Consider the following 12,175-nt stretch of genomic DNA (forward strand, 5'->3'; position numbering starts at 1 on the left):
CCAATAGATTTAAGATTATGACGATGGTAAATGAACCAGGTTATGTTGTTTTGTTGACATTGGTTTGTTTTTGTTAAAATTCTGCTAATTTATCGTAGACTTCGTGTCTGGATAAGGGAGATGAGATGAAGCAAGTACTGAAAGTTGCAGTAAGCTTTTTAATGCTGTGGGCAGCGGTGCTGCACGCGGAAGTACGTATAGAGATTACCCAAGGGGTGGACTCTGCGCGCCCAATCGGTGTGGTTCCGTTCAAATGGGCTGGGCCGGGCGCTGCACCTGAAGACGTAGGCGGTATCGTGGGTGCTGATTTACGTAATAGCGGTAAATTCAACCCGATCGACGCAAACCGTATGCCACAGCAACCTGCAACGGCATCTGAAGTGACGCCTGCCGCATGGACGGCGTTGGGTATTGATGCGGTGGTTGTTGGTCAGGTTCAACCGAGTGCCGATGGTAGCTATCTGGTTTCTTACCAACTCGTCGATACGTCGGGTAACCCGGGGAACGTACTGGCTCAGAACCAGTTCAAAGTAACCAAACAGTGGTTGCGCTATGCCGCGCATACAGCCAGTGATGAAGTGTTTGAAAAACTGAGTGGTATAAAAGGTGCGTTCCGTACCCGTATCGCTTACGTGGTTCAGACCAACGGTGGTCAGTTCCCTTATGAACTGCGCGTTGCCGACTATGACGGCTACAACCAATTCGTTGTTCATCGTTCACCACAGCCGCTGATGTCTCCGGCCTGGTCCGCCGACGGTAGCAAACTCGCCTATGTCACGTTTGAAAGCGGTCGTTCTGCGCTGGTTATCCAAACGCTGGCCAATGGCGCGATCCGTCAGGTTGCTTCCTTCCCGCGTCACAACGGTGCGCCTTCTTTCTCTCCTGATGGCAGCAAACTCGCATTTGCTCTGTCTAAGAGCGGTAGCCTGAATCTGTATGTGATGAATTTGGGATCGGGTCAGATCAGTCAGGTGACGGATGGCCGCAGCAATAACACGGAACCAACCTGGTTCCCAGATAGCCAAACCTTGGCCTATACTTCAGACCAGGCTGGTCGTCCTCAGGTTTACAAAGTTAATGTTAACGGCGGTGCTCCACAGCGTGTGACCTGGGAAGGTTCTCAGAACCAGGACTCTGATGTGAGCGCCGACGGGAAATTTTTGGTAACGGTGGGCTCGAATGGTGGGGCTCAGCATATTTCCAAACTGGATCTGGTAACGGGTGCCGTACAAGTATTAACGGACACGTTCCTGGACGAAACGCCAAGCATCGCACCAAATGGCACGATGGTGATCTACAGTTCTAAACAAGGGCTGGGTTCAGTGCTACAACTGGTTTCGACCGATGGCCGTTTCAAAGCGCGTCTTCCGGCTACTGATGGACAGGTTAAATTCCCTGCCTGGTCGCCGTATCTATAAGTACAAATATGTACAATAAACTCGTCAAAGGACATAAGAAATGCAACTCAATAAAGTGCTGAAAGGCCTGATGTTGGCTCTGCCGGTACTGGCAGTGGCCGCTTGTAGCTCCAACAAGAATGCGGACAATGACCAATCTTCCATGGGTGCTGGTAACAACGGCATGATGGACGGCGGCAACATGTCTTCTTCTGAGCAAGCTCGTTTGCAGATGCAAGAATTACAGCGCAACAACATCGTTTACTTCGGTCTGGATAAGTATGATGTTAGCTCTGAATTTGCTCAGATGCTGGACGCCCACGCTGCATTCCTGCGTAGCAACCCGTCTTACAAAGTGACTATCGAAGGTCACGCGGACGAACGCGGTACGCCAGAATACAACATCGCTCTGGGTGAGCGTCGTGCCAATGCGGTACAAATGTACCTGCAAGGTAAAGGCGTCTCTTCCGATCAGATCTCTATCGTTTCTTACGGTAAAGAGAAGCCAGCCGTTCTCGGCCATGACGAAGCGGCTTATGCCAAAAACCGTCGTGCCGTTCTGGTATATTAAGAGAATCGCATGAGCAGTAACTTCAGACGTCACCTGTTGGGTCTGTCGTTACTGGTTGGCGTAGCGGTCCCTTGGGCCGCTACTGCCCAAGCGCCAATCAGTAATGTCGGCTCAGGCTCGGTCGAAGACCGTGTCACTCAATTGGAGCGTATTTCTAACGCTCACAGTCAGCTTTTAACTCAACTTCAACAGCAGATGTCTGATAATCAGCGAGATATTGACAGCCTCCGCGGGCAGATTCAGGAAAGTCAGTATCAGTTGAATCAGATCGTTGAACGACAGAAACAGATCTATCAGCAAATTGATGGATTAAGTTCGCAATCATCTTCTACACCGACGACAGGTAGTGCGCCTGCCGCTGCTGTGGGTACTGATACCGGTGCGGCCAACACGGCTGCACCGGCCAGTACGGGTGATGCGAATAGTGATTACAATGCCGCAGCCGCGCTCGTGCTGGAGAAAAAACAGTACGATCAGGCTATCAGCGCATTTCAGGCATTCGTCAAGAAATATCCGGATTCAACCTATCAACCTAATGCCAACTATTGGCTTGGTCAGTTGAATTACAATAAGGGGAAAAAGGACGATGCTGCGTACTATTTCGCCAATGTTGTTAAAAACTATCCCAAGTCACCAAAAAGTTCCGAGGCGCTGCTGAAGGTTGGGGTGATCATGCAGGAAAAAGGTCAGGCTGATAAAGCCAAAGCCGTTTACCAGCAAGTTGTAAAAATGTACCCCAATACGGAAAGTGCAAAGCAAGCGCAAAAGCGTTTAGCCGGATCGTAATACCGTATTAATTGGCACAAAAATTGCGCATCATGAGCGGTTTTTGTGCCTAAACGTCTTAAGAGTAAGCAATTAAACAGTTTTTTAAGAAAATAGGTTGCGCTGAAAATTTAAATCAGTAATATGTGCCGCCGTTGCCAAGGCAAACAGTGAAACGCTAAAGCAGCATGAAATTGGGTCGTTAGCTCAGTCGGTAGAGCAGTTGACTTTTAATCAATTGGTCGCAGGTTCGAATCCTGCACGACCCACCAATTTCAAATGTAGTGTCATTTAGTATCAAGTAGTTCCGCATTGCGGGTCGTTAGCTCAGTCGGTAGAGCAGTTGACTTTTAATCAATTGGTCGCAGGTTCGAATCCTGCACGACCCACCATCTTCTAGTAATTAGTCGTACCATTCTAAATTAAATAATCCAGCTTCTCCTATTACCAACATAACGAATACCGTGATTTTTAATCAATTGGTCGCAGGTTCGAGCCGAGCGAAGCGAGACAGCAACGCGTTAGCGTTGACCCCGAAGTCTGAGCCAGACAGAACGATCCGCCCTTCAGCCATAGATTTCCTTCCTCGAATAAATTCACGTTAAGGCGGCTATCGCACATACATGTCGATGCGATAAAACCCATTATCATTCCCTGCTCATTGAAGCTTTGCGGTATATTAGGATCTTTATCCCTCTCTATCGACTGTATAGCCCATCAGGAACTGTTTTCTAAACCTATCGAGCAGGGAGGAGTCATTGCCACAGGGAAGCGCACGTCGCCCTGTTTAGGAAAGTATATGATTGGTCCGTTGATTAATGGTGCCGCTATCTTGATTGGTAGTGGCCTAGGCATTGCTTTGCGTCGCTTTATTCCCCAACGCTTACAGGATGGCCTGCCTCCGGCGTTTGCGATGGTATCGATTGCAATGGGTATTACGCTGGTTGTTAAAGTCCAGCAACTGCCAGCCGTGGCGCTGGCTATCGTGATTGGTGTTGCATTAGGTGAACTGCTACGCATGGAGTCGGCCGTGCAGCGTGCTGGCATGATGATTCAGAAAGGACTAAATCGCGTTCTGCCCGCACAAGAGCACCGTTTGCCGCAGGATGTGTATACGCAAAATTTTACCGCGCTAATCGTCCTGTTTTGTGCCAGTGGTACAGGCGTGGTAGGGGCGTTGACGGAAGGGTTAACTGGTGATTATCAACTGCTGATCATCAAATCTGCTTTGGATATTTTCACCGCATTGATTTTTTCCATCACGCTTGGCCTTGCTGTGATGTCGATTGCGATACCGCAGATGATTGTCCAGACGCTGTTGTTCTTCTCCGCCAAATTGATTATGCCCTTTATGACAGAGGTCACGATGGGTGATTTTTCTGCCTGTGGCGGGATTATCATGATTGCGGTAGGGCTACGGATTGCGCAGATCAAATCATTTGCGGTGGTTAACTTTCTTCCCGCTTTGGTTTTGATTATTCCGCTCTCTCTCTATTGGCATCGGCTCTTCGCCTAAAGTGCAACGTCGGATTAGCGGTTGACGATCGAAGGCATGTTGCCGCTAAAAATTTGTATAACTTCCTGGTCGGTAAGCGGCACATTTTTGCTACATACATAAATATGCTTTCCTTGCGGGCTGATACTTTTGGCTAGCTCTATGTAGCTGGCAAACTCTACTTGGCTATGGCCGCCTTCATTCATCTCCATGGCATGGATGATGACGTTGTGTGAGCAGAACAGATCAATCAGTCGTTTGGCTGCCACCTTACGTGTGAGTCGATCCAATAGCTTCATTGCGGGAATCATTTGCCCGAGCAGTAAGCGTGTGGTTGTAAAAGGCACTTCTGATTGCTCAGTCACCTCTTTTTTCGTGTCCACATTTCTGACCGTCAGGGTATCGCGATATATTCTGATATAGAGACTGGCCATGCCATTTATCTCCTTGTCTCTCTTCTACGGATAATACCTTTCACGCATTTTATCTCATTATTTTAAGCATAATAAACAAAATGGTGGGTAATTTGGAAAAAATACCGCGACTTTGCGGCGTGTTTTCGGTATTTTGTTTAGGATAAAAAACTCCGATGCCGATGCTAAATCAGTGTTAGGTGTTGCAACCCGAGTTGTCATCGTGGAAATCCATAATGAGTATTTTTTTTGATAGCAATGAGACCATTTATCCCTTTCCGCCAAAGCCCAAGCCATTGTCGGCTGATGCAAAACAGCACTATCGTAGCAGGATAAAGGCACTGCTGCGGGAAAGAAACGCGGTCATGGTTGCTCACTACTATACCGATCCTGAAATTCAGGCGCTGGCGGAAGAAACGGGCGGCTGTGTGGCAGATTCGCTGGAAATGGCGCGCTTCGGCAGTACCCATGCAGCGTCGACGCTGTTGGTGGCGGGGGTTCGGTTTATGGGAGAGACGGCCAAGATCCTCAACCCAGAAAAGACGGTTCTGATGCCCACATTGGAAGCTGAATGCTCGCTCGATCTCGGTTGCCCCATTGATGAGTTCAGCCGTTTTTGTGATGCGCATCCGGATAGAACCGTGGTGGTGTATGCCAATACTTCAGCGGCGGTGAAAGCGCGTGCAGATTGGGTTGTCACATCCAGCATCGCGGTGGAGTTGATCGAACATCTGGATAGTCTGGGAGAAAAGATTATCTGGGCACCGGATCGCCATCTGGGAAGCTATGTGCAAAAACAGACAGGGGCGGATGTCTTGTGCTGGCAGGGCGCGTGCATTGTGCATGACGAGTTTAAAACGCAGGCGCTGCAGCGAATGAAGATCCTGTACCCCGATGCGGCGATTTTGGTTCATCCAGAATCACCACAGAGTGTAGTAGAGATGGCTGACGCCGTTGGGTCAACCAGCCAGTTGATTCAGGCGGCGAAAACATTGCCACAGCGCGAACTGATTGTGGCGACCGATCGTGGCATTTTCTACAAGATGCAGCAGGCCTGCCCGGAGAAAACATTACTGGAAGCGCCGACTGCGGGGGAAGGAGCAACCTGCCGTAGTTGCGCTCACTGTCCGTGGATGGCGATGAATGGGCTAGAGGCGATTGCTAACGGTCTGGAGCAAGGTGGCGATGCACATGAGATTCATGTTGATGCAACCCTGCGAGAAGGCGCGTTAATCCCGCTGAATCGCATGCTGGATTTTGCGGCTTCGCTAAAATTGCGTGTGAAAGGGAATGCCTGACGGGGATCCCGGGTAGTTTGATAGAGGTTTCTTACAATAATTGAGACAGGGTGGTGAGATGGATTTTTTTAGTACCAGTAATATTTTAATTCATATCCCTTTTGGCGAAGGGGGATACGATCTTTCCTGGATTGAAGCGATCGGCACGCTATTTGGTTTGCTGTGTATCTGGTTCGCGAGTCAGGAAAAAAATATCAATTATCTGTTTGGGTTGATTAACGTCACGCTGTTTGCGGTGATCTTTTTCCAGATCCAACTGTACGCGAGCCTGTTGCTACAAATTTTCTTTTTCGCTGCCAATATTTATGGCTGGTATGCCTGGACGCGTAAGACCGATGCGCAGGAAGTGGAGTTGCGTATCCGCTGGCTGCCGGTGCAGAAGCTGATTGGCTGGTCGGTGGCCTGTATTATCGCGATTGGCCTGATGACGTTCTACATTGATGCGGTATTTGCGGTGCTGACGCGTATCGCTGTTTCTGGCATGCAGGGGCTCGGATTGGCGGTGCAGATGCCTAATCTTCAACCAGATGCGTTCCCATTCTGGGATTCCACCATGATGGTGTTGTCGATCGTGGCGATGATCCTGATGACGCGTAAATACGTCGAGAACTGGCTGCTGTGGGTGGTGATTGATGTGATAAGCGTGGTGATTTTTGCTTATCAGGGCGTGTATGCGATGGCGGTAGAATACGCGATCCTGACGCTAATTGCCCTGAACGGTTCCTGGTTGTGGATTAAGAGCGCGCAGGAAAATCGCGTCAGTACGGTTTCAAACGGCGCATAATCCAAACTTAATGCTTGTGGTGGTGGCCTTCTGCATCATGGCTTTCCTGATGAAAAGAGCAGTGGTCATCATCACAGCGTTGATATTCCATCTGAACCGTCGCGTGTTCAATCTGATACTGCTTCAGTAAATATTCTTGGATACGTCTTAACAATGCATCGTGATCGTGAGGTGGGATCACTTGTGCATGCAGCGTCATCATGGTTTTTTCACCAACCTGCCACAAATGAACATGGTGGATATTCCTGACCTCGGGGATATTCAGCGTCAGATCTTTCTGAAGAACCTCAACGCTGAGTTGGTTCGGTGTGCCTTCTAGCAGTTCGTGAATACTTTCTTTCAATAGTGACCATGCACTGCGTAGCACCAGACACGACACCAAAACGGAGAGAATCGGGTCGATAGGCGTCCAGTTGGTATAAAGGATAATAATGGCGGCAGCAATCGCGCCGACGGAGCCTAGTAGATCGCCTAGCACATGCAGGGCCGCGGCACGGACGTTAATGTTTTTCTCTTCGCTGCCGTGGTGTAACAGCCAAAACGCCACGATGTTTGCCAGCAGCCCGGCAATGGCGACAAGCAACATGGGGACGCCAGCAACGGGCTGAGGGTCATAGAAGCGTTGAATGGCTTCCCAGAAGATGAAGGCGGTAATCAGTATCAACGTTAGCGCGTTCACAAAGGCGGCGAGGGTGGTGAGCCGTAAATAGCCGAAGGTATGGCGTGCATTGGGCTTACGCTGAGCGAAATGTACCGCGACAAGGGCGACGAATAGCGCAGCGGCATCCGTCAGCATATGACCCGCGTCCGCAAGCAGAGCAAGGGAACCGGACAGCAGACCGCCAATGACTTCTGCCACCATAAACGTGGCGGTAATGATAAATGCGGCCAATAGCCGTTTACTGTTGCTGGATCCCGTGTAGCTGTGATTATGTGCCATAAATTGCCCTAAGTTGCGTTGCTATCCTGCGTTACTGAAACCCGACAGAGAAACCTATCCTATCGCTCGCTGGCCTGCCGATTAGGCTATTTTCTGGTGAAAATAGGACGGATGCGGCATCTGAGAGCATTTGATCGCGCAAATCCTACTGATTTCAGCGCCCCGATAACACCAGCTTGACATATAATAATCAATCTTCAATATGAAACATCCCGTTTTTCAGGCCGCCCGCACAGGTGGGATGGCGCATATTGGATGGGGTTAACATACCGTTTCGGAACCGATGGATTTATTTATGAATTACCAAAATGACGATTTAAGAATTAAAGAGATCAATGAACTTTTGCCGCCGGTTGCTTTGTTAGAAAAGTTTCCAGCCACGGAGAAGGCCGCGGAAACGGTATCGTTCGCGCGTACAGCCATCCATAAAATTCTTAACGGCAATGACGATCGCCTGCTGGTGGTGATTGGCCCTTGCTCGATCCACGATACAAAAGCGGCGAAAGAGTACGCCGCGCGTCTGCTGACGTTGCGCAATGAGCTGAGCGACGATCTGGAAGTAGTTATGCGGGTTTATTTTGAGAAGCCGCGTACCACAATTGGCTGGAAAGGGCTCATCAACGATCCGCACATGAATAATAGTTTCCAGATCAATGATGGTTTGCGCATTGCGCGCCAACTGCTGTTGGAAATTAACGATATCGGTTTACCGGCTGCGGGTGAGTTTCTGGACATGATTACCCCGCAATACATGGCGGATTTGATGAGCTGGGGCGCTATCGGCGCTCGCACTACGGAATCTCAGGTACACCGTGAGCTGGCATCTGGCCTGTCATGTCCTGTTGGCTTTAAAAACGGCACCGACGGCACGATCAAGGTAGCGATTGACGCAATCAACGCTGCTAGCGCGCCACACTGCTTCCTGTCTGTCACCAAATGGGGTCATTCGGCTATCGTGAATACCAGCGGTAATAACGATTGCCACATTATCTTGCGCGGCGGTAAAACGCCGAACTACAGCGCAGAGCACGTTAAAGACGTGAAAGTTGGTCTGGAAAAAGCCGGTCTGACCCCACAGGTCATGATCGATTTCAGCCACGCGAACAGCAGTAAGCAGTTCAAAAAACAGATGGAAGTTTGTACTGATGTCTGTGGACAGATCGCTCAGGGCGAAAAAGCGATTATGGGCGTGATGGTGGAAAGCCATTTGGTTGAAGGCAACCAGAATCTGGAAAGTGGTGAGCCGCTGGTTTATGGCCGTAGCGTGACCGATGCTTGCATTGGCTGGGAAGATACGGAATCTCTGCTGCGCCAGCTAGCGTCTGCTGTACGCGAACGTCGCAGCAAGTAATGCCGAATGGCGTGCTATCCGGTACGCCAGTAAAAAAAACGGCAGTGAAAGTCTTGAGTTTTGTGTTCGTGAAAACGCAAACCGGACCAACACTGCCGTCAATGATGAATGCTTATCTAGTGACGTCTTGCATCAAGGCTAAACTTGCTCGGCCCAAAAGCCACAATTTGTAGCAGTCCCCCTACAATGATTATATTTTTAAGAAAGTTAATCATCGCGTTCTGGTCTGCAAAATTATGATGGAAAAACACCGCGGTGGCGACAGTAAAGGCGGATAACACGAGAGCAACCACGCGCGTGCGGTAACCAATAAGTAAAAGAATTCCTCCGCCGATTTCGACCAATAAGGCGATCAAATAACCGAGAAGAGGAAAGGGTAAACCGACCGAGGCGATGTAGCCTTGGGTGGCTTCTGATGCACCGATTTTGCTCAGGCCACTCAGCACAAAAACAAGTGCAATAAGTGCTCGGCCGATTGCTGAAATGATTGAAGCATTCTTTTCCATGGCGATTTCCTTTCTTGGTCTGTTGGCATTGTTAGGCTTCTAATGTTGCAATGCTGAGCTTTGCCTGACTAATGATGGCGGATTTAGTCTCTTCATTTCCCTGGCCTAAGCCTTCGGCGCGGATGACCGTTACATCGGTCAGGCCGATAAAACCAAGTACAGCTTTCAGATACGTTTCGTGATGCTCAAGCGTGGCGGTAGCATCATCACTACTGTAGGCTCCGCCGCGAGTTGAAGCGATAAACAGTTTCTTTCCTTTCTGTATTAGCCCTTGCGGTCCGTTGGGCCCGTAAGCAAATGTGCGTCCGCCGATAACGACACGATCAATCCAGGTTTTTAGTTGGGAAGAAACGGTAAAGTTATACATGGGAGCACCAATGACAATGATCTCGGCAGCAAAGAGATCGTTGATATAAGCATCGCCATGGGCAATTTCGTCGCTCAATTGCGGATCGGGATTGCCACCACCGCGAATCACGGCCATATACGCGCCAGAAAGATGGCCCACAGCATCTTCGACAAGATCGCGATAGACGACCTCGGAACCTGGGTGTAATTCACGCAGCCTTGCGACAATATCGGCGGAAAGTTGTCGGCTGACGGAATAGTCGCCGAGTATGCTGGAATCGATATGAAGAATTTTCATAAGGTGACTTCCTGACTGGTTTCGTAGCATAACGAATAAGCACAACGATCAGGCACCGATCGTTTCCATGTCAGTATATTTGCGCCAAAGACACGCGAAAACCCGATATTTTCCGAACGAACCCATCGGTTTCTGCGATAGGTCGGTGTTAGCCTGAACGCTTTTTTGAGCGTTTATTGGCCAGCGATTGCTTCTCCATGAAGGCTTTTCAGACGGTCAAGGAACCAACGCCCGGCAGGGCCGGGGGGCGCTGCTGTTCGGTAGATGGTGGACATGGGAACAGCGATGCCTTCTGGCGGGACATCCTCAAGCATCAGTTCAACTAATTCTCCCTGTGCAATGTCGCGCTGTACCACGTGTAATGGCATACCGCCCCAGCCTAGCCCGCTAAGGAGAAAGGCGTGCTTGGCAAATAAGTCTGTGAGTCGCCAGGTCGATGAGGACATAACGGCGTATTCAATCCCCTCGGATAGGCTTGTTCGGTCGGTAAGGACAAGCTGCACGTGCTTTATCAGTTCCGACTTAGGGATAAATCCCCTGAATGCGGCAAGTGGATGATTGCGTGAGGCGACCATAACCAGAGTGATACCCGCAAGATGCTCGGTGCTCAGCGAGGCAAGTGCGCTCGGCAAGGCGGCGACAGCACCGATGGCGGCTGTTCCGTCGAGCACGCGATGATAGGTTGCTCCCAGCGCCTCGACGAACACCCGAAGAGGCGTGCCGGGAAAGCGCTGTTTGAATTCGTTTGCAATAACAGCGACGGTGGCAATAGGAAACAGTACATCAACGACGACAGAAAGCTCTGCCTCCAATCCTTCTGATAACCCTTTCGCCCGTGCTTTCATGAAATCGACAGAGGTTACGATGCCGCGTGCATCGGCCAACAGGGCTTGCCCAGCCGGAGTGAGTTTGGGATATCGCCCGGAGCGATCAAATAATTGAACGCCCATCTGTGCTTCGAGGTTACTTACCAAATCACTGATGACCGATTGCGCGCGATAGAGTTTGCGCGCGGCGGCAGAGAAGCTCCCTTCATCAACCGCAACGATGAATGTTCTTAATTGATCAAGCGATACTCCATTTATCATACAATGTCGCCCTCGTCTTTTTATCAATGAGGCATTGATTGTGAATGTCGGTGCTAAAGATTATGAAATAAAAAACCCGGCACAGAGCCGGGTTTTTTATTTCAAAGGTAAATTACTTCGCTTTACCCTGGTTCGCTACTGCGGCAGCTTTTGCGGCGATTTCATCCGCGTTGCCCAGATAGTAACGTTTGATTGGTTTGAAGTTCTCGTCGAACTCATATACCAACGGTACGCCAGTTGGGATATTCAGTTCCAGAATTTCGTCTTCACCCATGTTGTCCAGGTATTTCACCAGTGCACGCAGTGAGTTACCGTGAGCCGCAACGATCACACGCTCACCGCTCTTGATGCGTGGCAGGATGGTTTCAGTCCAGTAAGGCACAACGCGTTCGATGGTCAACGCCAGGCTTTCAGTCAGTGGCAGCTCTTTATCGCTCAGAGCAGCGTAACGCGGATCGTGGCCTGGGAAACGTTCGTCATCACGTGTCAACTCTGGAGGCGTGATTGCGAAGCCACGACGCCATTGTTTAACCTGCTCGTCACCGTATTTCTCAGCGGTTTCGGCTTTGTTCAGACCCTGCAGCGCACCGTAGTGGCGCTCATTCAGTTTCCAGGATTTCTCAACTGGCAACCAGGCTTGATCCAGCTCGTCCAGTACGTTCCACAGTGTGTGAATGGCACGTTTCAGCACGGAGGTATACGCGAAATCAAAGGCAAAACCTTCGTCTTTCAGCAGTTGACCTGCGGCTTTGGCTTCTGAACGGCCCTTGTCGGACAGATCAACATCGTACCAGCCTGTGAAGCGGTTTTCGTTGTTCCACTGGCTCTCACCGTGTCTTACCAGTACTAGCTTAGTTACAGCCATAGCTAAACTCCTTCCTATCCTAAGATTTCTGTGATAACTGATTTCATTATAGGGGT

13 protein-coding genes, 2 tRNA genes and 1 other RNA gene are annotated in these 12,175 nt (G+C 49.9%); 10 read left to right on the forward strand and 6 right to left on the reverse strand.

Translation table 11 applies throughout. The features are described from left to right. The first annotated feature begins 125 nt into the window (after positions 1-125). The 7 genes from tolB to A7983_RS15415 all read left to right on the forward strand — a co-directional run bounded on the left by tolB (position 126) and on the right by A7983_RS15415 (position 4,249). On the forward strand, positions 126-1,418 hold the full coding sequence (gene tolB, locus A7983_RS15385; RefSeq protein ID WP_005973936.1) for a Tol-Pal system beta propeller repeat protein TolB: 1,293 nt from the start codon (positions 126-128) through the stop codon (positions 1,416-1,418). A 40-nt stretch (positions 1,419-1,458) separates the two neighbouring features. Next, the gene (gene pal / locus A7983_RS15390; protein ID WP_005973937.1) at positions 1,459-1,968 is read left to right on the forward strand and encodes a peptidoglycan-associated lipoprotein Pal; all 510 of its coding nucleotides are present in this window, start codon (positions 1,459-1,461) and stop codon (positions 1,966-1,968) included. A 9-nt stretch (positions 1,969-1,977) separates the two neighbouring features. Beyond that, the gene (gene cpoB, locus A7983_RS15395) at positions 1,978-2,754 is read left to right on the forward strand and encodes a cell division protein CpoB (RefSeq protein WP_005973939.1); all 777 of its coding nucleotides are present in this window, start codon (positions 1,978-1,980) and stop codon (positions 2,752-2,754) included. 175 nt (positions 2,755-2,929) lie between these two features. Beyond that, positions 2,930-3,005, forward strand: a tRNA-Lys gene (locus A7983_RS15400). Between the two features lie 44 nt (positions 3,006-3,049). Continuing rightward, positions 3,050-3,125 (forward strand) — tRNA-Lys (locus A7983_RS15405). A 58-nt stretch (positions 3,126-3,183) separates the two neighbouring features. Next, positions 3,184-3,305: non-coding RNA, RtT sRNA (locus A7983_RS15410), on the forward strand. A 227-nt stretch (positions 3,306-3,532) separates the two neighbouring features. Continuing rightward, the gene (locus A7983_RS15415) at positions 3,533-4,249 is read left to right on the forward strand and encodes a DUF554 domain-containing protein (RefSeq protein WP_005973941.1); all 717 of its coding nucleotides are present in this window, start codon (positions 3,533-3,535) and stop codon (positions 4,247-4,249) included. A 14-nt stretch (positions 4,250-4,263) separates the two neighbouring features. Here the strand turns inward: A7983_RS15415 and A7983_RS15420 are convergent, their stop codons facing one another. Continuing rightward, positions 4,264-4,662, reverse strand: coding sequence for a YjaA family stress response protein (locus tag A7983_RS15420; RefSeq protein WP_005973943.1), 399 nt, complete (start codon positions 4,660-4,662; stop codon positions 4,264-4,266). A 215-nt stretch (positions 4,663-4,877) separates the two neighbouring features. Here A7983_RS15420 and nadA point away from each other — a divergent pair, with 215 nt between their 5' ends. Continuing rightward, positions 4,878-5,939: a quinolinate synthase NadA gene (gene nadA, locus A7983_RS15425; RefSeq protein WP_005973945.1), complete on the forward strand. Its 1,062-nt coding sequence runs from the start codon at positions 4,878-4,880 to the stop codon at positions 5,937-5,939. 58 nt (positions 5,940-5,997) lie between these two features. Then, positions 5,998-6,723, forward strand: coding sequence for a nicotinamide riboside transporter PnuC (gene pnuC / locus A7983_RS15430; protein ID WP_005973947.1), 726 nt, complete (start codon positions 5,998-6,000; stop codon positions 6,721-6,723). Positions 6,724-6,730: 7 nt separating this feature from the next. Here the strand turns inward: pnuC and zitB are convergent, their stop codons facing one another. Further along, positions 6,731-7,663, reverse strand: a complete 933-nt coding sequence (gene zitB, locus A7983_RS15435) for a CDF family zinc transporter ZitB (protein ID WP_005973948.1) — start codon at positions 7,661-7,663, stop codon at positions 6,731-6,733. A gap of 295 nt (positions 7,664-7,958) precedes the next feature. On the opposite strand from zitB, the gene aroG reads away from it, so the two are divergent. Beyond that, positions 7,959-9,014, forward strand: a complete 1,056-nt coding sequence (aroG, locus tag A7983_RS15440; RefSeq protein ID WP_005973950.1) for a 3-deoxy-7-phosphoheptulonate synthase AroG — start codon at positions 7,959-7,961, stop codon at positions 9,012-9,014. A gap of 116 nt (positions 9,015-9,130) precedes the next feature. Here aroG and A7983_RS15445 read toward each other — a convergent pair whose 3' ends face one another. The 4 genes from A7983_RS15445 to gpmA form a co-directional block, all read right to left on the reverse strand. Beyond that, a complete protein-coding gene (locus tag A7983_RS15445) occupies positions 9,131-9,520 on the reverse strand; it encodes a DoxX family protein (protein WP_005973952.1) in 390 nt (129 codons plus the stop codon). A gap of 31 nt (positions 9,521-9,551) precedes the next feature. After that, on the reverse strand, positions 9,552-10,166 hold the full coding sequence (locus tag A7983_RS15450; protein WP_005973956.1) for an FMN-dependent NADH-azoreductase: 615 nt from the start codon (positions 10,164-10,166) through the stop codon (positions 9,552-9,554). Positions 10,167-10,339: 173 nt separating this feature from the next. Further along, complete coding sequence (locus tag A7983_RS15455) at positions 10,340-11,254, reverse strand: LysR family transcriptional regulator (protein ID WP_005973958.1); 915 nt, start codon at positions 11,252-11,254, stop codon at positions 10,340-10,342. A 112-nt stretch (positions 11,255-11,366) separates the two neighbouring features. After that, positions 11,367-12,119, reverse strand: coding sequence for a 2,3-diphosphoglycerate-dependent phosphoglycerate mutase (gene gpmA, locus A7983_RS15460; protein ID WP_005973959.1), 753 nt, complete (start codon positions 12,117-12,119; stop codon positions 11,367-11,369). Positions 12,120-12,175 lie beyond the last annotated feature (56 nt).

Source organism: Pectobacterium wasabiae CFBP 3304, from assembly GCF_001742185.1.
Classification (GTDB): domain Bacteria; phylum Pseudomonadota; class Gammaproteobacteria; order Enterobacterales; family Enterobacteriaceae; genus Pectobacterium; species Pectobacterium wasabiae.